21 protein-coding genes, 1 pseudogene and 1 riboswitch are annotated in these 21,784 nt (G+C 75.9%); of the genes and pseudogenes, 11 read left to right on the top strand and 11 right to left on the bottom strand.

Annotated elements, in window-relative coordinates; genetic code table 11:
• Positions 1 to 33: 33 nt before the first annotated feature.
• The 9 genes from Ani05nite_RS39640 to Ani05nite_RS39600 form a co-directional block, all read right to left on the bottom strand.
• Entirely contained in the window at positions 34 to 930 is an 897-nt protein-coding gene (locus tag Ani05nite_RS39640) for an LLM class flavin-dependent oxidoreductase (RefSeq protein WP_203777169.1), read from the bottom strand.
• A 9-nt stretch (positions 931 to 939) separates the two neighbouring features.
• On the bottom strand, positions 940 to 1,419 hold the full coding sequence (locus Ani05nite_RS39635) for a GNAT family N-acetyltransferase (protein ID WP_203777165.1): 480 nt from the start codon (positions 1,417 to 1,419) through the stop codon (positions 940 to 942).
• Positions 1,420 to 1,510: 91 nt separating this feature from the next.
• A complete protein-coding gene (locus Ani05nite_RS39630) occupies positions 1,511 to 1,756 on the bottom strand; it encodes a hypothetical protein (protein WP_203777163.1) in 246 nt (81 codons plus the stop codon).
• Between the two features lie 191 nt (positions 1,757 to 1,947).
• Complete coding sequence (locus Ani05nite_RS39625; RefSeq protein WP_203777161.1) at positions 1,948 to 2,991, bottom strand: cobalamin B12-binding domain-containing protein; 1,044 nt, start codon at positions 2,989 to 2,991, stop codon at positions 1,948 to 1,950.
• Positions 2,991 to 4,679, bottom strand: coding sequence for a PP2C family protein-serine/threonine phosphatase (locus Ani05nite_RS39620; RefSeq protein ID WP_203777159.1), 1,689 nt, complete (start codon positions 4,677 to 4,679; stop codon positions 2,991 to 2,993). The genes Ani05nite_RS39625 and Ani05nite_RS39620 overlap by 1 nt, the downstream gene beginning before the upstream one ends.
• Positions 4,680 to 4,756: 77 nt before the next feature.
• Positions 4,757 to 5,545, bottom strand: a complete 789-nt coding sequence (locus Ani05nite_RS39615) for an exodeoxyribonuclease III (protein ID WP_203777157.1) — start codon at positions 5,543 to 5,545, stop codon at positions 4,757 to 4,759.
• A gap of 42 nt (positions 5,546 to 5,587) precedes the next feature.
• Complete coding sequence (locus Ani05nite_RS39610) at positions 5,588 to 5,740, bottom strand: hypothetical protein (protein WP_203777155.1); 153 nt, start codon at positions 5,738 to 5,740, stop codon at positions 5,588 to 5,590.
• Between the two features lie 152 nt (positions 5,741 to 5,892).
• Complete coding sequence (locus tag Ani05nite_RS39605; RefSeq protein ID WP_239131088.1) at positions 5,893 to 8,103, bottom strand: putative bifunctional diguanylate cyclase/phosphodiesterase; 2,211 nt, start codon at positions 8,101 to 8,103, stop codon at positions 5,893 to 5,895.
• Between the two features lie 84 nt (positions 8,104 to 8,187).
• Positions 8,188 to 9,048, bottom strand: a complete 861-nt coding sequence (locus tag Ani05nite_RS39600) for a universal stress protein (RefSeq protein WP_203777151.1) — start codon at positions 9,046 to 9,048, stop codon at positions 8,188 to 8,190.
• Positions 9,049 to 9,225: 177 nt separating this feature from the next.
• Here Ani05nite_RS39600 and Ani05nite_RS39595 point away from each other — a divergent pair, with 177 nt between their 5' ends.
• Positions 9,226 to 10,509, top strand: a complete 1,284-nt coding sequence (locus tag Ani05nite_RS39595; protein ID WP_203777149.1) for a citrate synthase — start codon at positions 9,226 to 9,228, stop codon at positions 10,507 to 10,509.
• 34 nt (positions 10,510 to 10,543) lie between these two features.
• On the opposite strand, the gene Ani05nite_RS39590 is transcribed toward Ani05nite_RS39595, so the two are convergent.
• Positions 10,544 to 11,794, bottom strand: a complete 1,251-nt coding sequence (locus Ani05nite_RS39590; RefSeq protein ID WP_203777147.1) for a glycosyltransferase — start codon at positions 11,792 to 11,794, stop codon at positions 10,544 to 10,546.
• Positions 11,795 to 11,853: 59 nt separating this feature from the next.
• On the opposite strand from Ani05nite_RS39590, the gene Ani05nite_RS39585 reads away from it, so the two are divergent.
• The 6 genes from Ani05nite_RS39585 (at position 11,854) to Ani05nite_RS39560 (ending at position 18,764) form a co-directional block, all read left to right on the top strand.
• A complete protein-coding gene (locus Ani05nite_RS39585) occupies positions 11,854 to 12,159 on the top strand; it encodes an ArsR/SmtB family transcription factor (protein ID WP_203777145.1) in 306 nt (101 codons plus the stop codon).
• Positions 12,156 to 12,680: an SRPBCC family protein gene (locus Ani05nite_RS39580; RefSeq protein WP_203777143.1), complete on the top strand. Its 525-nt coding sequence runs from the start codon at positions 12,156 to 12,158 to the stop codon at positions 12,678 to 12,680. Before Ani05nite_RS39585 ends, Ani05nite_RS39580 begins: the two co-directional genes overlap by 4 nt.
• Before the next feature lie 112 nt (positions 12,681 to 12,792).
• On the top strand, positions 12,793 to 14,376 hold the full coding sequence (locus Ani05nite_RS39575; protein WP_203777141.1) for a gluconokinase: 1,584 nt from the start codon (positions 12,793 to 12,795) through the stop codon (positions 14,374 to 14,376).
• 125 nt (positions 14,377 to 14,501) lie between these two features.
• Positions 14,502 to 14,621: riboswitch (cobalamin riboswitch) on the top strand.
• Between the two features lie 30 nt (positions 14,622 to 14,651).
• Complete coding sequence (locus Ani05nite_RS39570) at positions 14,652 to 16,742, top strand: VWA domain-containing protein (RefSeq protein WP_203777139.1); 2,091 nt, start codon at positions 14,652 to 14,654, stop codon at positions 16,740 to 16,742.
• A 49-nt stretch (positions 16,743 to 16,791) separates the two neighbouring features.
• Positions 16,792 to 17,391 carry a cob(I)yrinic acid a,c-diamide adenosyltransferase gene (gene cobO / locus Ani05nite_RS39565; protein ID WP_203777137.1) on the top strand — a complete coding sequence of 200 codons (600 nt, stop codon included), beginning with the start codon at positions 16,792 to 16,794 and terminating at the stop codon, positions 17,389 to 17,391.
• On the top strand, positions 17,385 to 18,764 hold the full coding sequence (locus Ani05nite_RS39560; protein WP_203777135.1) for a cobyrinic acid a,c-diamide synthase CobB: 1,380 nt from the start codon (positions 17,385 to 17,387) through the stop codon (positions 18,762 to 18,764). Before cobO ends, Ani05nite_RS39560 begins: the two co-directional genes overlap by 7 nt.
• Before the next feature lie 31 nt (positions 18,765 to 18,795).
• Here the strand turns inward: Ani05nite_RS39560 and Ani05nite_RS39555 are convergent, their stop codons facing one another.
• Positions 18,796 to 19,440 carry a TetR/AcrR family transcriptional regulator gene (locus Ani05nite_RS39555; RefSeq protein ID WP_239131087.1) on the bottom strand — a complete coding sequence of 215 codons (645 nt, stop codon included), beginning with the start codon at positions 19,438 to 19,440 and terminating at the stop codon, positions 18,796 to 18,798.
• A gap of 82 nt (positions 19,441 to 19,522) precedes the next feature.
• On the opposite strand from Ani05nite_RS39555, the gene Ani05nite_RS39550 reads away from it, so the two are divergent.
• From Ani05nite_RS39550 to Ani05nite_RS39535, 4 genes and pseudogenes are all read left to right on the top strand, one after another.
• On the top strand, positions 19,523 to 19,816 hold the full coding sequence (locus tag Ani05nite_RS39550) for a hypothetical protein (protein WP_203777131.1): 294 nt from the start codon (positions 19,523 to 19,525) through the stop codon (positions 19,814 to 19,816).
• Positions 19,816 to 20,676 carry a class I SAM-dependent methyltransferase gene (locus Ani05nite_RS39545; protein WP_203777129.1) on the top strand — a complete coding sequence of 287 codons (861 nt, stop codon included), beginning with the start codon at positions 19,816 to 19,818 and terminating at the stop codon, positions 20,674 to 20,676. The genes Ani05nite_RS39550 and Ani05nite_RS39545 overlap by 1 nt, the downstream gene beginning before the upstream one ends.
• 31 nt (positions 20,677 to 20,707) lie before the next feature.
• Entirely contained in the window at positions 20,708 to 21,097 is a 390-nt protein-coding gene (locus tag Ani05nite_RS39540; RefSeq protein WP_203777127.1) for a cobalamin biosynthesis protein, read from the top strand.
• A 79-nt stretch (positions 21,098 to 21,176) separates the two neighbouring features.
• Positions 21,177 to 21,384: pseudogene (locus Ani05nite_RS39535) on the top strand (helix-turn-helix domain-containing protein); the annotation flags it as partial.
• Positions 21,385 to 21,784 lie beyond the last annotated feature (400 nt).

The raw sequence follows: 21,784 nt of genomic DNA, 5'->3' as shown, positions 1-21,784 counted from the left end.
CGCCGGTCCTGTGGGCCGGCCCACCCGGCGCGTTCACTCCCGCAGAGCGGCCAGCGCCGCGCGCACCTGCTCGAGCGGCGCCGGGCCGAGCGGGCGCAGCACGACCGTGCCCGCGCCGGCCGCCCGCAGCGCCCCGACCCGCTCCGGCACGACCGCGGCCGGGCCGATCAGCGTGAACAGCTCCTCGGGGGCCGCGCCGAGCCAGGCCGCCTGGGTGGCCACGATGTCCCGGGTCGCCGCCGCGGCCCGGGCGGCGTCCTCCTCGACGTGCAGGAACGCGAAGACGACCAGCTCATGGGCCGGCCGGTCGCCGGCGGCGCGGCCCCGGTCGATGTGGACCAGCGACGCGGCGATCCGGTCCGGACCGATGCCCTCGGCGATGATGGTCCCGTCGGCGACGCGCCCGGACAGCTCCAGCGAACGCGCCCGGACCACGCCCGTCACCAGCGGCGGCGCCTCGGCCGGCGGGTGCACCAGGCGGACGCCGTCGATGGTGACCTCCCGCCCGCGCAGGGTGACCGTCTCGCCGCTCAGCAGCGCCCGTACCCCGAGGATCGTCTCCTCCAGCAGGGCCAGCTTGCTGGCCGGCTCCGCGCCGACCTGGCGCATCCATTCCGCGACCCCGTGGCCCAGCCCGGGCACCAGCCGGCCCGGGTGGACCCGGGCCAGTGTCGCCAGCTCCATGGCCAGCAGGGCCGGGTTGCGCAGCGCCGCCGGCGCGATGCCGATGCCCACCCGCAGGCGGTCGGTCGCGGCCAGGGCGATCGCGGCCGCGCTGATCGAGCCGGCCCAGCCGAGGTCCTCCACCACCCACAGGTCGTCGGCGCCGGCCTCCTGCACCGCGGCGGCGAACCCGGCCAGCTCCTCGGGCGCGCGGTCGCGGTCGAACATGACGCCGATGCGCGGCCGGTCCCCGTGATGATCACCCATGGCGCGAGTCTAGGGCTTGTCCGGCCGGTTGAGCCGGTACCAGCGGGCTTCGGCGGTGGAGTGGGTGTGGGTGAAGCCGGCCTTCTCCAGCACCTTCTGCGAGGCGACGTTGTCGGTCAGGGTGTCGGCCGTGATCTCCCGCACCGACGGCTGGGCGAACGCGTGGACCACCAGCGCCCGCAGCGCCTCGGTGGCGTAGCCCCGCCCGCGGGCCGCGGGCACGAGCCCGTAGCCGATCATCAGCGTGCCGGCCGCGTCCGGCGGGCCGTAACAGCCGATGGTGCCCACGGCCAGCCCCGACTCGCGCTCCACGACGACATGGGAGCCGAACGCCGGGTCGGGGGCCCGCAGCGTCATCGCGCAGGCTTCGCGGTCGTCCTCGGTGGGGAACTCCGGGTGCCAGGCCCGGCCCTCCCGGTCGCCGGCCACGACGGCCCGGGCCAGCGGTACGTCCAGGGGCGCCAGCCGCAGCCGGTCGGTCTCCATCATCGCCGGAGCGTAGGCCGGGCCCCCGCGGCGGCCAACTGGATTACCGCGGCGGCGGGCCGGGACCCGGGGGTCCCGGCCCGCCGCGGACCGGTCAGCTGCGGCGGAAGGCGTAGCTGCGGGCGGATCCGCCGGTGGCCCGGCCCGCGTGATCGCGTTCCGAGCGCTGCCGGGCGGCCAGCCGGGCGTCGCGCCGGCCGTGCCGCGCCGCGGCGTCGCCGGTGGCCGGCCGGCGGCCCGGCAGCCCGGTCACGGCGTCCGGCCGGGACACGGCGGCCGCCAGCTCCCGGCCGGCGAGCTCGCCGGGCTCGACGTGGACGGAAAAGGTGGGGTCAGGCATGCTGCTACCTCCTCGATGGACGAGGCGAGTGGTACGGAGAGAGAAGGCGCACGGCGGCCGCGGAGAGCGGGGAGGCCGTGGCGGCACGCGCCGAGGCGGCGCGGCGGAGTCACGCGGCGCTGGGAACAGCGGCGAGCGTCAGGAGATCATGCCCGTACGGTAACGCGCCGGCCGTACGCCGCGCGACGGATTTACCGCCGCAGCGCCGCCACGCCCGCGTCGATGATCGCGATCGCCGCCGGGTAGTCCCGTAGCTGGTCGCGCATGAGCTTCAGGCCGATCTGCAGGGCCACCGGCGGCACCGAGCGCGCCTCCAGCACCGCCGCGGTCCACTCCACGAAGTCGGTGAACACCTGCTCGTCGCCCACGTACAGCGCCGCCGCCAGGAAGTCGACCACGTGGCCCAGGTCCTCGACGGTCGCGTCGTGCTGGCGCTGGTTGTACCGCCCCATCGGCGGGTAGGCCTGGGTCAGCCGGGTCAGCGCGGTGCTCACCAGGTCGCCGCGGTGGCGGACCAGGTGCGTGTACTCGTCGTCGCCGAGGAAGGCCGCCTGGTACGGGTCGTCGATCGGCGGCGGCCAGTCGCGGGCCAGCCGGTGCACCGCGATCTCGGCGTTCGCCGCCCACGCGTCCGCGCCCAGCCGCTGCGCCCAGCGCCCCTCGGGGCCGAAGCCGGGTCCACCGGCGATCACCGGCACGCCCACCGAGCGGCAGGCCGTGATCGCCGCGTGCGCCCGGGGCAGCCGGGTGGCCAGCATGCAGCTCAGCGCCACCGCGTCCGGGCCGGTCTGGTGCAGGTGGGTGACCAGGTGCGGACCGGGCACGCTGGCGCCCAGGAAGTCGACCCGCCAGCCGTCCAGACGCAGCATCTCGCCGAGGATGCGCACCGGCAGGGCGTGCCACTCGCCGTCGACGCAGGCGACCGTGATCCGGCCCCGGGTGGGGCGCACCGAGCTGCGGGCCGCGACCGCACCCAGCGCCCGCTCGCTGATCGCGGTCGCCGCGTGCTCGCGGGCGATGGACCAGTCGTTGGCCGCCCACAGCTCGCCGACGCGGCTCTGGGTGCGGGCGATCAGGTCCAGCATCACGCGGGCGGGGGGCACGCCGTTGTCGAGCAGGGCGGTGACGATCTCGACGGCGCCGTACTCGTCGCCGTCGCCGACCAGGCGCAGATACTGCTCGCCGACGCCCGGGTCGTCGAGCGAACGCGGGGGAGTGGTGGTGGAGACGGTCATCAGCGGCTCCGGCCGCGACGGTCACCGCGCCGGGCGTCGATCGCGAACGGCGAGGGGGCGACGGTGCTCGTCTCCATGAGGCTCAGCTTGGTGCGCGCCGGGGCCCGCACCGCCAGCATCGCGATGTCGTCGCGGACGCCGCCGTGCACCCAGTCGGAGACCAGCTGGCGGACGCGTTCCACGGCCGCCGCGCCCGGCATCCCGGCGCAGCTGGCCAGGGCGTCGCGGAGCCGGGCCTCGCCGTACTGCTCGGCGCCGCTCGCGCCGCCGCGGGCCTCGGTGAGGCCGTCGCTGTAGAACAGGCAGAGCTCGCCGGGCGCCAGCTCGACCGCGGCCGGGCGTACGGAGATCCGCGGCACCACGCCGATCAGCGTGCCGGACACCGGCACCGCCTCGACCGTGCCGTCGGCCCGCAGCACCAGCGGCGCCGGGTGCCCGCCGGTGGCCAGGCACAGCCGCACCCGGCCGTACTCGGCCCGGCTGATCGCGGCGACGACCAGCGTGACGAACCGGTGCTGGCGGCTGGAGCCGAGCAACGCGCGGTTGAGCACGGTCAGCATCGCGGCCGGGTCGGCGTCGACCAGGCGCAGCGCGCGCAGCGTCTGGCGCACCTTGCCGGTGAGCACCGCCGCCTCCGGGCCCTTGCCGCAGACGTCGCCCAGCACGACCACGGTCTCCGGGCTGTCGTCGACCGGGCCGAAGACGTCGTAGAAGTCGCCGCCGATCCGCAGCGCGTCCTTGGCCGCCTGGTAGGAGCCGATCAGCTCGACGCCCTCGGGCTGCGGCAGCTCCGGCGGGAGCAGGTCGGCCTGGAGGATGGCCGTGGTGTCCACCTGGTCGCGGTAGAGCGCGGCGGCGGAGATGGCGGCGCCGGCGCGGGCGGCGAAGATCCGGGCCAGCATCTCGTCCTCGGCCGAGAACGCCGCGCCGGCGCCGTGCCGGGCCAGGACCAGCGCGCCGGCCGGCTCGGCGTTGCCCGGCAGCGGCGTCACCAGCAGCGCGCCGACCGCGCCGAAGCTCTCGGGCAGCAGCCAGCCGGGCACCTGCGCGGCGTCGAGCCAGCGGCTCGGGATCGGCGGGAAGCCGCCGAGGGCCTCCTCCAGGCCGGGCACCTCGCCGAGCACGCTCTCGCGCAGCGTGCCCTGCTCCACGGACTCGCCGGCGACCAGGCGCATCCACTCGCTCTGCCGGCGGCGGGCCGGCAGGACCACGACCGCGGCGTCGGCCAGGTGGGCCGCCGCCAGCTCCACCGTGGTACGCAGGCAGCGCCGCTGGTTCAGCGAGGCCGACAGCCGGCGGCTCGCCTCGGCCAGGAACACCGTGCGCGCCCGTTCGGCCTCGTACGCCTCGGCCCGCGCGATCTCGTCGGTGGTGTCCTGCAGGTACCACCCGTAGTGGTCGTCGCCGAGCGGGCGGCGGTGCCCGAGCAGGCGGCGTCCCCGGTATTCGTCGGTGAACAGGGTCGCGCCCTCGGTGGTGGCGCGGGCGAGGCCGGGCAGCGGGCACAACGCGGCCGAGGCGCCCGGCTCCAGGCCCGGCAGCAGCGCGGTCGCGGCCGCGTTGACCAGCACGATCGTGTGGTCGGCGGCGGTGCACAGCAGCACCGCCTCGTTGGCGGCGTCCAGCGCGGCGCGCAGCAGCGCCGACGCGGGGGCGAGAACCGGAACGGCCGGTGACCGGGTGTCCATGTCGGTTCCCCTTTCTCTGCCCGCCGGTGGTCGCTGATCCCGACCAGACTACGCGGTGGCGGTCGATCCGGCTCCGCTCAGACGGGCGACCCGGGCGTGCCGGGCTCCAGGTCGACGACCACGGGGGCGTGGTCGGAGGGCCCCTTGCCCTTGCGGGCCTCCCGGTCGATCACCGCGTCGCGCACCGCGGCCGCGACGTCGGCGGTGGCGTAGACCAGGTCGATCCGCATGCCCTTGTTCTGGTGGAACATGCCGGCGCGGTAGTCCCAGTAGGTGAAGGGCCGGTCACCCTTCAGGGGCCGGGGCACCACGTCGGTCAGGCCCAGCTCGCGCAGGGCGGCCAGGGCCGCGCGCTCCGGCGCGGTGACGTGGGTGGCGCCGGCGAAGACCTTGATGTCCCACACGTCGTCGTCGGTCGGGGCGACGTTGAAGTCCCCGGCCACCACCGCCGGGCCCGGCTGGGCGGCGAGCGCGTCGCGCAGCGCGGCGAACCAGGCCAGCTTGTACGCGTAGTGCGGGTCCTCCGGCGTGCGCCCGTTGGGCACGTACACGGAGGTGAAGCGGATGCCGGCGCAGGTGGCGCCGACGGCGCGGGCCTCCGGGTCGGGGAAGCCGGGCTCGCCGTCGAAGCCGTGCCGCACGTCGGCCAGCCCGACCCGGGAGAGCAGGGCCACACCGTTCCAGCGGCCCTGGCCGTACGCGGCGGTCTCGTAGCCCAGCGCGGCGACCTCCCGCTCCGGGAAGCCGTCGGCGGCGACCTTCGTCTCCTGCAGGCACAGCACGTCGGGCCGGGTCTGTTCGAGCCACTCCAGCAGCCGCGGCAGCCGGGCCTTGACCGAGTTGACGTTCCACGTGGCGAAGCGCATCGCCCCAGCCTGCCAGCGCCCGCCGGGACCGGCGCGCGGGGGTCAGTGCTCCGGGGTGCGGTGCTCGGCGCGCATCGGCGCGGAGCCGCGCCGGGTCGCCAGCAGCAGCGCGACGGCCAGCCCCGAGGCCAGCAGGAGCAGCACGGCCACGAGCCAGAGCACGGAACCCTCGGACCCGATCAACGTCGTCATCATGTCGCCTCCTCCGGTCTGGACCATCGGCCGGACGCCGCCGGCGGCAAGGATCCGGGCTGAGCGAAATAATGCCGGATCCCGGAGCCGGGACACCAGGGACGGGGGAGACGTTTGTCACCCCCTGGGGAAGACGGTACTCCCGGGGTGCGCGGTCAGCCGGGAGGCGCGGGGGCGTACCGGCGGGCGCCCCAGTGGCTGGCGAAGTCGCCGGCCGCCACCCCCGGGCCCCACAGCCAGCCCTGCCCCTGGGTGACGCCGACCGCGCCGAGCGCGTCCCGCTGCACCCGCGTCTCCACGCCCTCGGCGACGATGCTCAGGCCCAGCGCCCGGCTCATCGCCACCACGGCCCGCACGATCTCCTCGTCCTCGCCGCTCTCGCCGAGCCCGGACACGAACGAACGGTCGATCTTGACGCCGGTGACCGGGAACCGGCGCAGGTAGCCCAGCGCCGAGAAGCCGGTGCCGAAGTCGTCGACGAGCAGCTTCAGGCCCAGCTCGCGCAGCTCGTACAGCACCCGGGCGGTGACGCTGCCGCCGTCGGCCATCACCGACTCGGTCATCTCCAGCGCCACCGCGGCGGCCGGCACCCCGTGCTGGAGCAGCTCACCGGCGACGATCAGGGGCAGCTCGGCGTTGCTGAGCTGGCGTGGCGAGACGTTGATGGACAGGTAGAACTCGGGCCCGACGGTGCCGTCCGCGCGCCAGCTGGCGAGCTGGCTCAGCGCCTCGTTGCGGACCCAGGTGCCCAGCGTGCCGATCAGCCCGGCGTCCTCGGCGACCGGGATGAAGGTCATCGGCGGGATCGGCCCGCGCTGCGGGTGGTTCCACCGCACCAGCGCCTCGGCGCCGATCGGCCGGCCGGTCTCCAGCCGCACGATCGGCTGGTAGACGACGCTGAGCTGGCCCTCCACCAGCGCCGTACGCAGTGCGCCCTCCAACTCGATGCGCTCGCGGACCCGGTCGTGCATCGACGTGTCGAAGATCGTCGCGCGGCCCGGTCCCTCCGCCTTGGACCGGTACATCGCCGTGTCGGCGTCGCGCAGCAGGGCCTGGGTGGTCACCTCGGGGGAGCTGTCGCCGGGCGCGTGCGCGATGCCGATGGACGCGCTGATCACCACCTCGGTGTCGCGCAGCCTCAGCGGGCGGGCGAAGCACCCGTGGATGTCGTCGACCAGCCGCAGCGCGCCCGGCTCGTCGCCGACGGCGGCGATCAGGAACTCGTCGCCGCCGACCCGGGCCAGCATCGTGCCGGCCGGCACCGCCGCGCGCAGCCGGGCCGCGACCTCGATCACCAGCTGGTCGCCGGTGTCGTGACCCCACGAGTCGTTGACCCACTTGAAGCCGTCCAGGTCGAGGAAGAAGACCCAGACCCGCCGGGTGTCCGGCGGGGTCACGGTGCCGAGCAGCCGCTCGATCTCGTGGGAGATCATCCGGCGGTTGGGCAGCCCGGTCAGCGGGTCGTGCATCGCCTGGTGCTCGGAGTGCAGCTGCGCGGCGACCTGGGCCTGCACCGCCGAGACGGCCCGCAGCAACAGCAGCGCGACGATGGCCAGGCCGCAGGCGGCGATCAGCGCGCGGTACTCCGGCGCCTCCCCGCCCACGGCCACCAGCAGCACGAACGGGGTGGACACCGCGGGCACCAGCAGCGTCATCCGGCGCCAGGACCACGCCTGCACCGGGTGCCGGGCGGCCCGGCCCAGCTCGACCACCGACGGGTGCAGGGCGCTGACCCCGAGCGCCACGTACGCGAGCAGGAACGGCACGTCGAGCAGCGGCGAGGTGTACGTCTTGCCCTGCACGCCGATGATCGCGTAGGCCACGTCGCCCACCACCATCAGCGCCATCCCGGCGACCAGCGCGGTGAGGCTGACCGGCCAGGAGCGCGCGGTGAACGTCAGGTTGATGCCCAGGGCCAGCAGCACCACGTCGAACAGCGGGTACAGGCCGGCCAGGATCGACTCGACCGGCGGGCGGCCGGCGATCGCGGCGGCCGGCGCGGCCAGCAGCAGGGCGCTGGCGAGCCCACCGGCCAGGCAGACCATGAGCCCGTCGAGGACCGAGTGCCGCGCGACGCTGCCCCGCGAGCGCAGCAGCAGGGAGAAGAAGGTGCCCAGCAGGACGTAGCCGGGGACGGTGAACGCGTCGGCGAGCAGCGGCCGGTCGACGACCAGGGGCCGGACCACCACGCCGACCAGGAAGCACAGCGCCGCGGCGCCCAGGAACGGCCAGGCGGCGCGGGGCTCGGCGGCGAAGCGGCGGGGCACGGTGAAGCAGGCCCACACGGTGCCCGCGCCGATGACCGCGAACCCGGCCACGTTGACCGCCGGGGCGAGGTTGGCCGTGTAGAGGGCGGTGGCCAGCACCCCCGCGACGGCGAAGACCTTCCACCGTCGCCGACTCCGTGTCGACGGAGCTGGGGAAAGCATCCGTCATCGCCCCCTGGCCAGTCAGCTCATCAGCGCGCCCGCCGATGGCACCGTACCTGCCGGTGACCGCTCCCCGGCAGGGGTTCCGTGGACAAAGACCGTCGGACAGGCACATCTGCGCAGCAACTGCTGGGCCACCGGGCCCAGCAGTGAGCCGCCGCCGACGCCCCGCGGACCCACGATCATCATCCGGGCCCGCCGCGACGCGCGGACCAGAATCGGCGCAGGCTCCCCGACCAGCACCCGCCGCCGGGCGCCGCCGAGCCCGGGCACGGCGGCCACGGCGGACTCCAGCAGCCGGCGCCCGGCGTCGCGATCGTCCTCGTGTCCCACCACGTGGGCGATTTCCAGCGCGATCTCGCGGCGGGCGGCCTCGGCCGCGGCGACCCGCAGGGCCAGCAGCGAGCTGGGCGAGCCGTCGACCGCGGCCAGCAGCGGGCCGGCCGGCGGCCGGTTGCCGCGGGCGACCACGACCGGGCAGCGGGCCCGGGCCACGGTCTGCACCAGCACCGAGTCGGCCGGGAGCCGCGGGCCGAGCCCCACGTCGTCGTCGCCGAGCACGACGAGCGCCGCCGTGCGGCTGCGGGCGAGCAGCTCGCGGACCGGCAGACCGTCGGTGAGCAGGCCCTCCACGTGCACGCCGGGCACCGCCCGGGAGGCGGTCGCGACCGCCTCCGCCACGATCCGGCCCGCCTCCTTGCGCGCGCTGGCCCAGTCGGGCGCATCATCGAGGGAGCGCCGGCCGGGCCAGGAGAACACGTGCAGGATCCGCAGCGGTTGCCCCCGCGCCACCGCCTCGCGGGCGCCCAGCCGGGCGGCCGCCAACCCGGAGGAGGTGCCGTTGACCCCCACGACGACGGGACCAGGGCCCGGTATCCGCATCGGTTCACCACCTCCGCACCGCGACGTCGCGGTCCACAGACCATTATCTATGGTGTTCCCGGGAGGCGGTCGTGATCAATCCCTCAGCGGTCGACCGTCTGATGACCCGTTCAGGTTGAGGGTTTACGGTGAACGGCAGGTTATTGGCGACATCTGCCGGTGAAGTGAGGGAATTACATGACGGATGTCAAGCTCGACCACCCCGGTGGCCAGTTGTCCATGCCGGTCCGCCCGGCGGTCGAGGGTCCAGGCGGCATCGACGTCAGCGCCCTGCTGAAGGAGACCGGCTACGTCACCCTGGACCAGGGCTTCGTCAACACCGCCTCGTGCGCGTCGGCGATCACCTACATCGACGGTGACGCCGGGATCCTGCGCTATCGGGGCTTCCCGATCGAGCAGCTCGCCGGCAAGGCCTCGTTCCTCGAGGTGTCGTACCTGCTGATCCACGACGCGCTGCCGACGCCGGCCCAGCTGGCCGAGTTCGGCGACAAGATCCGCGTGCACACGCTGCTGCAGGAGGAGATGCGCGCCTTCTTCTCCGGCTTCCCGCGCGACGCGCACCCGATGGCCGTGCTCTCCTCGGCCGTCACCGCGTTGTCGACGTTCTACCAGGACGCGCTCGACCCGACCGATCCGGAGCAGGTCGAGATCTCCGGGATCCGGCTGATGGCGAAGCTTCCGACGATCGCCGCGTACGCGTACAAGAAGTCCATCGGCCACCCGCTGCCGTACCCGGACAACTCCCTGGACTACGTCGAGAACTTCCTGCGCATGACGTTCGGGCTGCCCACCGTGAACTACGAGGTGGACCCGACCATCGCCAAGGTGCTCGACATGCTCTTCGTGCTGCACGCCGACCACGAGCAGAACTGCTCCACGTCGACCGTGCGGCTGGTCGGCTCGGCGCAGGCCAACCTGTTCGCGTCGGTGTCCTCAGGCATCAACGCGCTCTCCGGCCCGCTGCACGGCGGCGCCAACTCCGCGGTGCTGGAGATGCTCGAGGGCATCCGCGCCGACGGCGGCGACGTGGACGCCTTCGTGCGCCGCGTCAAGGCCAAGGAGAAGGGCGTGAAGCTCATGGGCTTCGGGCACCGGGTCTACAAGAACTACGACCCGCGCGCGGCCATCGTCAAGAAGGCCGTCCAGGACGTCATCTCCACGATGGACCGGCCGGACCCGCTGCTCGAGATCGCCCTGCGGCTCGAGGAGATCGCCCTGGCGGACGACTACTTCGTCTCCCGCAAGCTGTACCCGAACGTCGACTTCTACACCGGCCTGATCTACAAGGCCATGGGCTTCCCGACGAAGATGTTCACGGTGCTGTTCGCCCTGGGCCGGCTGCCCGGCTGGATCGCCCAGTGGGCCGAGCAGAACGCCGACCCGGCCACCAAGATCGGTCGCCCGCGGCAGCTCTACATCGGCGAGACCGAGCGGCAGTTCGTGCCCATCGGCGAGCGCTGACCGGCCCTTCCGCGTCCCGATGCCGCCCTCCTGATCAGGAGGGCGGCATCGGCGTCTCCAGCCACTTGAGGACGCGTTCGGCGCCGTCCTCGGCGCCGAGCCGGGCCGCGAGGGCCGCCGCCCGCGCCGCGTAGCGCGGCTCGGTCGTGACCGAGCGCAGGGCGCCGGCCAGCCGGTCCGCCGTCAGCCGGGGCAGCGGTACGGGCGCCGGCGCCACCCCGAGCTCGTGCAGCCGGCGGGCCCAGAACGGCTGGTCGGCCAGCACCGGCACGCCCACCGCCGGCACCCCCGCGCGCAGCCCGGCCGCGGTGGTCCCCGCGCCGCAGTGGTGCACCACGGCGGCCACCCGCGGGAACAGCCAGTCGTGCGGCAGCGCCCCGACGCTGAGCACGTCCGGCGCGCGCTCGACCCGCAGTCCCGACCAGCCCGCCTGGACGATCGCCCGCACCCCGGCGGCGCGGACCGCGGCCAGCACCGGCGCGGCGAGCCGGCCGCCGTGCCCGGGCGCCATGCTGCCGAAGCCGACGAAGACCGGCGGCGGGCCGGCGGCCAGGAACCGCTCGACCTCGGCCGGCGGGCTCCAGCCGGGCGGCCGCTCGGGCCACCAGTAGCCGACCACCTCCTGCGACGCGGGCCAGTCGGCCGGGCGGGCCACCACGCTCGGGCTGAAGCCGTGGAAGGTGGGCCACCGGTGCTGCTGGGCCCGCTGGAGCGCGGCCATGCTGCGGCGGGGCAGGCCGAGGCGGCGGCGCAGCTCGTGCACCGGACCGGCGTACAGCGGGCGGGCGGCCGTCTCCAGGAAGCGCCCGGTGAGCCGGTTGCCCGCCCGGCCGAGCGGGCGCCCGCCGGCCAGCACCGGCCCGAAGTCGCCGGTGGGGAAGACGGGCTGCAGGAAGACCCCGGCCCACGGGATGCCGGCCGCCTCGGCCACCTGGTAGCCCAGCGGCGCGACCATGGTGGAGAGCAGCACCGTCTCCGCGCGGCTGCGCCGGACGGCGGTCACGATGCCGTCGCCGAGCTCGGCGACCAGCGGCCGGGCGAGGCGCAGCAGGCGCAGCAGGGCGCGCGGGCCGGTGCCCGAGCCGGTGCCGTCCTGGCCGTGGGCGCGCGGCAGGATCCGCCGCAGATCGCCCGGCAGGGGCAGGAAGGGCAGGTCGACGCCGTCCCGGAACGGCTCGTGGGTGGCCAGCGTGACCTCGTGCCCGGCGTCGCGCAGCCGCGCGCCGAGCCCCGTGTACGGGGCCACATCACCGGTGGAACCGGACGTCACGATCAGCACCCGCATGCGTCGAGGATAGCCGCATGCCTTGACGGTTATATAACCACGCTGGAATAGTCGGGGGCGTGCCCGTGGACGCCATCGCCGTGCTCGCCGAGCCGACCCGCCGCCGGATCCTCGACGAGCTGCGGCTGGCCGACAGCAGCGTGGGCCAGCTCGTCGACAAGCTGGCGATGAGCCAGCCCGCCGTCTCCAAACACCTCAAGGTGCTGCGCGAGGCCGGCTTCGTGACCAGTCGGACGGCCGCCCAGCAGCGCATCTACTCCCTCGAACCGGGCCCGTTCCGCGCGCTCGACGCCTGGCTGGCGCCGTACCGCCGGATGTGGGCCCGGCACCTGAACGCCCTCGAACGCCACCTGGAGGAATCATGAGCGCCGGTTTCGACCCCGGCCCGCCCACCGGCGCGGCCGTGACCGCCGACGGCGGGCGCTGGACCCTGGTCCTCGTCCGCGACCTGCCGCACCCGCCCGGGAAGGTGTGGGCCGCCCTCACCGACCCCGGCCGGCTCGACCGGTGGGCGCCGTTCACCGCCGCCCGCGACCTGTCCCGCACCGGCGAGACCACCGTGACGATGATCGACGGTCCCGATCGGACGGAGGTGCCGGTGACCGTGCTGCGCGCCGACGCGCCCGCCCTGCTCGAATACACCTGGGGCGGCGATCGGCTGCGCTGGGAGCTGACTCCTGCGGAGGGCGGCACCCGGCTCACGCTGCGGCACACCTTCGCCGAGCGGCACGAGGCGCCCCTGTACGCGGCGGGCTGGCACCTGTGCACCGCCGTGCTGGCGCGGCTGCTGGCCGGCGACCCGGTCGGCGTGATTCGCGGCCGCGACGCCAAGGCGCACGGCTTCGACGAGCTGCGCGCCGGCTACGCGGCCGCACTGGCCGGCTGAGCGGGGCGGGCGCCGCCGGTGCCACTCGCCTAAGGTCGGGGTGGTGCCGGGTCGCCCGCGTGGCTTGAGCCGACCCCCGAACGGGCATGTCATCCGCGACCAGGGAGGCTGCATGGACGTCGTCATCGGCATCGACACCGGAACCACCGCGACCAAGGCCATCGCCGCCGGGCCGGAGGGCGAGGTGCGCGCCGTGACGAGCGTGCACTACCCGCTGTCGGTGCCCGGCCCGGGGCAGGCCGAGCTCGACCCCGTCCAGCTGCGCGACGCCGCGATCGAGGCGCTGGTCACGGTGGCCCGGGAGTGCCGCGACCGGGGCGACCGGGTGCAGGCGGTGAGCCTCAGCGCGTTCCTGCACGCCCTGGTCCCGATGGGCGCCGACGGCGCGCCGCGCGGCCCGCTGATCACCTGGGCGGACAACCGGGCGTCCGGGCAGAGCGACCAGATCGTGGCGTCCGGGCGGGCCAAGGAGCTGCAGGCCCGTACCGGCACGCCGGTGCACCCGATGTCCCCGCTGACCAAGCTCGCCTGGTGGCGCGCCACCGACCCGGCCGTCCTGCGCGACACCCCGCGCTGGGGCGGCGTCAAGGAGATCGTCCTGGCCGGCCTGGCCGACGAGGGCTTCCTGCTCGACCTCTCGGTCGCCTCCGGCACCGGCCTGTACGACATCCACGAACGCCGCTGGGACGACGAGGCCCTGGAGCTCGCCGGGGTCCGGGCCGCGCAGCTGGCCGAGGTCGTGCCGACCACCCGGCAGTTGCGCCTCAAGCGCGAGGTGGCGGTGGCCGCCGGGCTGCCGCCGGAGCTGCCGCTGATCATCGGGGCGGCCGACGGGCCGCTGGCCAACCTCGGCGTCGGCGCCACCCCGGCCGGCGTGGCGGCCGTCTCCCTGGGCACCAGCGGCGCCCTGCGCACGGTGGTGAACGGCCCGACCGCGGACAAGGCCGGGCGGCTGTTCTGCTATGCGCTCACCGAGGACCGCTGGGTGGTCGGCGGCGCGATCAACAACGCGGGGTCCGTGGTGCGCTGGGCCGGGCAGACCTTCGCGGGCGGCTTCGACCGGCCCACCGCCGAGGGCGAGGACGCCGACGTGCGCGACGCCGCCCTGCTGACCGAGGCCGCCCAGGTGGTGCCGGGCAGCGAGGGGCTGCTCTGCCTGCCGTACCTGCTGGGCGAGCGGGCGCCGTGGTGGCGGGGCGGGATGCGCGGGGCCTACCTGGGGCTGCGCCGCGAGCACGGCCGCGCGCACCTGGTCCGGGCCGCCGTCGAGGGGGTCTGCCAGCAGCTCGCCCTGGTCCGCGACACGTTCGCCGACGAGGGCATCGCGATGACCGAGGTCCGGGCCACCGGCGGCGCGGTCGCCTCCGAGCTGTGGGTGGGCGTGCTGGCGGCGGCGCTGGACCTGCCCGTCGCGATCGCCGACACGCCGGAGGGCACCGCGCTGGGCGCCTGCCTGCTGGGCCGGCACGCCCTGGGCGAACTGCCCGACCTGGACCGGGCGGCGGCGCTGGTGGCGATCACCGAGCACCACCAGCCGGACCGCCACGACGCCGCGCTGTACAAGCGGATGCGGCCGCTGGTGGAGCGGTCGGCGCTGGCGGTCACCGGCGTGCTGACCGAGCTCGACAAGCTCGCCCCGGAGCCGCTGCCCGACACCGAGAAGGCGGTCCACGGCGGCGACCCCGGCGCCCGCTGACCCGCCCGGCGTGGGCGACCCGGGCGTTTCCGGCCCGCTCCGGCCGGTTGGGCGCGCCTGCGCGGTCCGCCGGGGCCGTGAGGATGCCCACCCGACCCCGCGTTGACGCCGTGCCGGGCCGTGAGAAAGAGTGACTCGCGAGCGGCAGTGGAGGAACCCGGTGGGAGACCGGGACGGTCCCGCCACTGTGACCGGGGGTCCGCCCCCGGAAGTCAGGAGACTCCGGCCGCTCGTACCTTCCACACGCGGGCGCGGACCCGCGGAAAGGACCGTGCGTGACGCCGTACCCGTTCTCTGCCGTCGTCGGCCTCGACGACCTCCGGCTCGCGCTCCTGCTGACCGCCGTCTCACCCGCCGTCGGCGGGGTGCTGGTCCGCGGCGAGAAGGGCACCGCCAAGTCCACCGTCGTGCGGGCCCTGGCCGCCCTGCTGCCCGAGGTGGACGTCGTCCGCGGCTGCCGCTTCGCCTGCGACCCGGCCGCGCCCGACCCCGGCTGCCCCGACGGACCGCACGAGCCGGGCGCGCCGCACGGCCACCGGCCCGCCACGCTCGTCGAGCTGCCGGTCGGCGCGACCGAGGACCGGGTCGTCGGCACGCTGGACATCCAGCGGGCGCTCGCCGACGGCGTCAAGGCGTACGAGCCGGGGCTGCTGGCCGCGGCGCACCGCGGCGCGCTCTACGTCGACGAGGTCAACCTGCTGCCCGACCACCTGGTCGACCTGCTGCTCGACGCCGCGGCGATGGGCCGCGCGCACGTCGAGCGCGACGGGGTGTCGGTCAAGCACGCGGCCCGGTTCCTGCTGGTCGGCACGATGAACCCCGAGGAGGGCGAGCCCCGGCCCCAGCTGGTCGACCGGTTCGGGCTGGTGGTGACGGTGGCCGCGCCGCGGGACGCGAAGCTGCGGGCCGAGGTGGTCCGGCGCCGGCTGGCGTACGAGGCGGGCCCGGACGCGTTCGCGGCCCGGTTCGCGGCCGACGAGGGTGCGCTGGCCGAGCGGATCCTGGCCGCCCGCGCCGCGGTCCCGTTCGTCGCGCTGCCCGACGCGGAGCTGAACCGGATCGCCCGCGTCTGCCTGGCCTACGGGGTGGACGGCATGCGCGCGGACATCGTGGTGGCGCGGTGCGCGGTCGCGCTGGCCGCCTGGCACGGCCGCGACCGGGTCACCGCCGACGACATCCGCGACGCGGCCCGGCTCGCGCTGCCGCACCGGCGGCGCACCGACCCGCTGGACCCGCCGGGCACCGACGAGCAGCGCCTGAACGAGGCCCTGGCGCAGGCCGCCCAGGACGATCCCGACGACGACCCGCCCGCCCCCGGGGACGGCGGCCCCGACGGCAGCGGCCCCGACGACGGGGGCCCGGGCGACGGCGGCCCCGACGGCAGCGGACCGGGCGACGGCGGTCCGAGCGAGGGTGGTCCGGGCGAGGGTGGTCCGGACCGGGGTCCGGGTGACCGCGGCGCGGGTCCCGGTGACACGTCGGCTGCCGAGGCGCCCGGCCCGGCCCCGCGGGACGCCGCCCCCGGCGAGCCGGCCGGCGAACAGCGCGAGGTCAGCGGGGGCGCGCCGGCGCAGGCCGGCGCCGCCTACCGGCCCCGGACGCTGCGGATCGCGGCCCGGGGCGAGGGCGGGCACGCCGGGCGGCGCTCACCGGCGTTCGCCCGTCGCGGCCGGGTGGTCGGCTCGCGCACCCCGCGGGGCAAGCTCGCCGGCGCCCCGCACCTGCCGGCCACGCTGCGCGCCGCCATCCACCGCGGCGCCCTGAGCGGGCCGTCCGTTCCGGCGGTGCGGACGGTGCAGCCGCGGGACCTGCGCGAGGCCGTGCACGTCGGCCGGGAGGCCAACCTGGTGCTGTTCGTCGTGGACGCGTCCGGGTCGATGGCCGCGCGCAAGCGGATGACCGTCGTCAAGACCGCCGTCCTGTCGCTGCTGCGCGACGCGTACCAGCGGCGGGACCGGATCGGCATGATCACGTTCCGGGGGGCCGGGGCGGAGCAGGTGCTGCCGCCGACCTCCAGCCACGAGGTCGGGGTGCAGCGGCTGGCCGGGTTGCGCACGGGTGGGCGTACCCCGCTGGCCGCCGGGCTGCGCGCCGCGGCCGCGACCATCGCCACCGAGCGGCGCCGCGACCCGCGCCGGCGGCCGCTGCTGGTCGTCGTCACCGACGGCCGCGCGACCAGCGGCCCCGACCCGGTGCTGGTCGCGCCGGCCCTCGCCGGCGTGGCCGCCGTGGTGGTCGACTGCGAGACCGGTCCGATCCGGCTCGGCCTGGCCCGGCGGCTGGCCGCCGCGCTCGGCGCCGACCTCATGCCGCTGGACGCGCTCGCCGCCGCCGCGCCGTCCGCCGCGCCGGGCCGGGCCGCCTGATGCGGCGTTTCCCAATGTTCCCGTCCACCCCGTCGAGGAGGGCTGCCTGATGCCGCAGGGACAGGTCACCACCGTGCCGCAGGACGGGCTCACCACCCGGCAGCGGCGCCGCCAGGCCGTGCTGGCCGTGCACACCGGGCACGGCAAGGGCAAGTCGACGGCCGCGTTCGGCATGGCGTTGCGGGCGTGGAGCGCCGGCTGGCCCATCGGGGTCTTCCAGTTCGTCAAGTCGGAGAAGTGGCGGGTCGGCGAGGAGGCCGCGCTCAAGGCCCTCGGGCAGACCGGGGGACCGGCGGTGGCCTGGCACAAGATGGGCGAGGGCTGGTCCTGGATCCAGCGCGCCGGCGCCGAACGCGACCACGCCGCCGAGGCCGCCGAGGGCTGGGCCCAGATCAAACGGGACCTGGCCGCCGAGACCCACAAGTTCTACGTGCTCGACGAGTTCACGTACCCGATGAAGTGGGGCTGGGTCGACGTCGCCGACGTCGTCGCCACCCTCGCCGACCGGCCCGGCACCCAGCACGTGGTGATCACCGGCCGCGACGCCCACCCGGACCTGCTCGCCGCCGCCGACCTGGTCACCGAGATGACCAAGGTCAAGCACCCGATGGACGCCGGCCGCAAGGGACAGCAGGGCATCGAATGGTGAGCATCCCGCGGGTGGTCATCGCCGCGCCCGCCTCCGGGCACGGCAAGACGACGGTGGCCACCGGCCTGCTCGCCGCGTTCGCCGCGCGCGGCCTGGGCGTCGCGCCGTTCAAGGTCGGCCCGGACTACATCGACCCCGGCTACCACGCGCTCGCCGCGGGCCGGCCGGGCCGCAACCTGGACCCCGTGATGGTCGGCGAGGAGCTGATCGGGCCGCTGTTCGCGCACGGCTCGGCCGGCCTCGACCTGGCGATCGTCGAGGGCGTGATGGGGCTGTACGACGGGCGTACCGGCGCGGGGGACACCGGCTCCACCGCGCACGTGGCCGGCCTGCTCGACGCCCCCGTGATCCTGGTCGTCGACGCCGCCGCGCAGGGCCGCTCGGTGGCCGCGCTGGTGCACGGCTTCCGCAGCTTCGGCAGCGTGCGCCTGGCCGGGGTCATCCTCAACCGGGTCGGCTCCGACCGGCACGAGGCGATTCTGCGCGAGGCGTGCGAGGAGGTCGGCACGCCGGTGCTGGGCGCGATGCGCCGGGCGGACGCCGTCGCGGCTCCGTCCCGCCACCTCGGCCTGGTGCCCGCGGCCGAACGCCGCGGCGAGGCCACCGCGTCGGTCGCCGCCCTCGCGGCGCTGGTCACGGCCTCGATCGACCTCGACGCGGTGCTGGCGGTCGCCCGCACCGCGCCGCCGCTCGCGGCGACACCGTGGAGCCCACGGGCCGCGGAGCCGGTGCCGGGCCGCCCGGTGGTCGCCATCGCCGGCGGGCCGGCCTTCACCTTCGCGTACGCGGAGACGGCCGAACTGCTCGCCGGCGCCGGCGCCGAGGTCGTGACGGTCGACCCGCTGCGCGACGAGACACTGCCCGAGGGCACCCGCGCCCTGGTCGTCGGCGGCGGCTTCCCCGAGGTGTACGCCGCGGAGCTGTCCGCCAACGAGCCCCTGCGCCGGGCGGTGGCGTCGCTGGCGGCGGCGGGCCGGCCGATCGTGGCCGAATGCGCGGGCCTGCTGTGGCTGTGCCGCAGCCTGGACGGCGCCCCGATGTGCGGCGTGCTGGACGCGGAGGCGGCGATGACCCGGGCGCTCACCCTGGGCTACCGCGACGCGGTGGCGCTCACCGACAGCCCGCTGTTCCCGGCCGGGTCGCGCATCACGGGCCACGAGTTCCACCGGACGACTGTGCATCCGCGCTCGGGACTGCTGCTGGAACCGGCCGGGGGAGCGGCGTGGGCGTGGCGGGGGGCCGATCCGGAGGGGTTCGCGGCGCCCGGGCTGCACGCGTCGTACCTGCATCTGCACTGGGCGGCGGCGCCGGCGGTCGCCCGGCGGGTGGTGGCGCAGGCGGCTGCGGTGCTGAATCCGGTCGCGGCGCGCTGACGTCGGTCCCGCTCCCGGGCTCGCCGGGCCGTCAGTGCGGGGGCGCCAGGATCGCCCCGGCGACAGTGTCGACGTACCACTGCTGGAACTCCTCCGCCGTCCAGCCGCGCTCCCGGACCAGCCGGTCGTAGTTGTGCACGTCCATCGCCAGCCACAACACGTCGGCGATCCGCTCCACGCTCAGGTCCTCGCGGAGCTGCCCGGTCGTATTCAGATCCGCGGCGAACATGGTCATGCCGCGTTGGCGGTCCTCGAGGTTCTTGCGCCAGACGGCCGCGGCGTCCGGGTCGGCCGTGGCCGCCCCGGCCAGCGCCAGCATCACCTGGGCCTGCCGCTCGTGGGTCTCGGTGAGGTGCCGGGCGTAGCGGGCCAGCCGCGCCCGGGCGTCGGGCAACGCCCGGATCTCGGCGACGAACCCCCGGTCCGGCAGGGCCACCGGCGCGTCGTCGCCGGCGATCGTGACGTCGATGAGGTCGGACAGCAGCTGCCGCTTGCTGCCGAACACCGCGTAGAGCGTCTGCACGGCCACCCCGGCCTCGGCGGCGACCGCGGTGAGCCTGGTCGCCGCGTAGCCGGGGTCGACGAACAGCCGGGCGGCGGCGTCCAGGATGGCGCGCCGGGTCTGCCGGGCCTGTTCCTGTCGCCGAGTTGACGTGTACGCCCTGCCGCTGGTCACCGGATCAGTGTAATAATCCATTGGATAGAGCTTCACTCTACTAAATCTCAACGAGACTAAATCTGAACGAGGAGTGTGCGCGATGCCTTTCGGAGTGCTGCAGGAGATGCCCGGCGTCAGCGAGGCGGAGTACCGCATGGTGGAGAAGAACCTCGGCCCGGACCGGCCGCCGGGTCTGCTGGCCCACGTCTCCGGGCCGACCGAGGACGGCTGGCGGATCATCAACATCTGGCAGGACGAGGCGGCGTTCCGGGCGTTCCAGTCCCAGCGCCTGGTCCGCGCGGCCGGCCTGGCCGCCCAGCAGGACGGCTTCGACCCCACCAAGGCCGCCAAGTTCAGTTCGCTGATCGTCGACGGCGACGAGTTGCCGTTCTGATGGCCCGCACCGCCGAGCTGCGCGCCCGCAACGTGGCGTTCTGGGATCAGGCCGCGCCCGGTTGGATCCGGCATGCGGAGCGGCAGGACGAGCTGGGCCGCCCGCTGGGCGCGGCGGCGATGGCGGCCCTGCGGGCCGCGCCCGGCGAGCGGGTGCTCGACGTGGGTTGCGGCTGCGGCGGCACGACCGCGGAGATCGCGGCGGCGGTCGGCCCCGCCGGTGCCGCGGTGGGCGTCGACGTGTCCGAGGCGATGGTCGCGGCCGCGCGGCACCGGTTCCCCGCGCCGGGTGGGACAGCCCCGGTGTTTCTCGCCGGGGACATCGAGACGATGGGCGAGGTCCCGGGCGCCCCGTTCGACGCCGCGCACTCCCGGATGACGCTGATGCTGCTGGCGGATCCGGTCGCCGGTCTCACGACCATCGCCCGGTCCCTGCGTCCCGGCGGCCGCCTGGCCGCGACGACCTTCCGGGACGCGGCTGCCGTCCCGTGGCTGATGGCGGTCGTGCTCGGCGCCGCCCCGCACCTGGGCGACCTGCCGCCGCTCCCGCTCGGCGACGAGCCGGGGCCGTTCTCCTTCGGGGAACCGGCGCGGATCGAGCGGCTCCTGACCGCGGCCGGGTTCGGCGCCGTCGCGGTCGAGCCGCGGGATGTCGCGCTGGTCGCGCCGGACGATCCCGACCTGCTCACCGCCTGGCTGATCGAGGTCGGACCGGCCGGCGCCGCCTACCGCCGGGCCGAGCCGCCGGCCCGGGCGGCGGCCCGCTCCGGTGCGGCGCGGCTGCTGGCATCCTTGCGTACGCCCGGAGCCGGCTACCGCCTCCCGACGGGCATCTGGCTGATCACGGCGACCACCGGCTGACCCGCGTCGGCCCCCGGCGTACCGTCCGGAGGTGACCACGAACGGGCAGCTGCTGCTGGGCCTCGGGGCCCGGGCCGGCGTACCGGAGGAGGAGCTGGCGGCGGCGATCGACGCCGCGCTGCGGCAGGCGGGCCGGGAACCCGCCGGGATCGCGGGTCTGGCCACGCTGGACCGGCGCGCCGCCGAGGCCGGGGTCCGGGCGGTCGCGCGGCGGCACGGCTGGCCGGTCACCGGCTTCCCGGCCGCCGCCCTCGCCGGGGTCGTCGTGCCGCATCCCTCGGCGGCGGTGGCGGCCACGGCCGGCACCCCGAGCGTCGCCGAGGCCGCGGCGCTGCTGGCCGCCGGGCCCGGCGCCGTTCTGGTGCTGCCCAAGCGGGTCTTTCCGCGGTCCACCGTCGCGATCGCCCGGCGGGTCGGGTAGCGCCACCACTGCGGTTCGTCGCCGCGGCCGACCCGCCCGCGGTTCTAGACTGGGTTTCCGTCACGAGGAGGGGGTCGCGATGTCGCTGCTGCGATCGGCCATCGGCAGGGTGCTGCGGCGGTTACGGCACCAGCAGGGCCGCACCCTGCAGGACGTCGCGGACGCCGCCGGGGTGTCGCTGCCGTACCTGTCGGAGATCGAACGCGGCCGCAAGGAGGCCTCCTCGGAGATCCTGGCCTGCATCTGCGCGGCCCTGGGGCTGCCGCTGACCGACCTGCTGGAGCAGGTCCGGGCCGAGCTGCTGCGCACCAGCCCCGTGACGTCTCCCGTGCGTGCCCCGCGGATGCGGGTGAGCTGCGGGTCCGCCGCGCGCCGGGTCACCCTCGGCGGCAGCCGGCGCCGGCCACCCGGCCGCCCCGCGGGACCGGCGACGCGCCGGCCGGGCCTGCGCCGGCCCGCCGCCACCCTGTTCTGAGCCTCCGCCGACCCGGGCCGGGCCGGGCCGAAACGGCGCCCGGCCCAGAACGGCGCCCGGCCCAGAACGGCGCCCGGCCCAGAACAGCGCCGGCCCAGAACAGCGCCGGCCCAAAACAGCGCCGGCCCAGGACGGCGTTGGCCCGGTCACCGGCCGCCGGTGACCGGGGCCCGGCCCGGCGGGCCGGATGACTCAGTGCGGACGACGGCCCG

The sequence above is a fragment of the Actinoplanes nipponensis genome, from assembly GCF_016862275.1.
GTDB lineage: Bacteria > Actinomycetota > Actinomycetes > Mycobacteriales > Micromonosporaceae > Actinoplanes > Actinoplanes nipponensis.
This window is presented reverse-complemented; position numbering and strand designations above follow the sequence as displayed.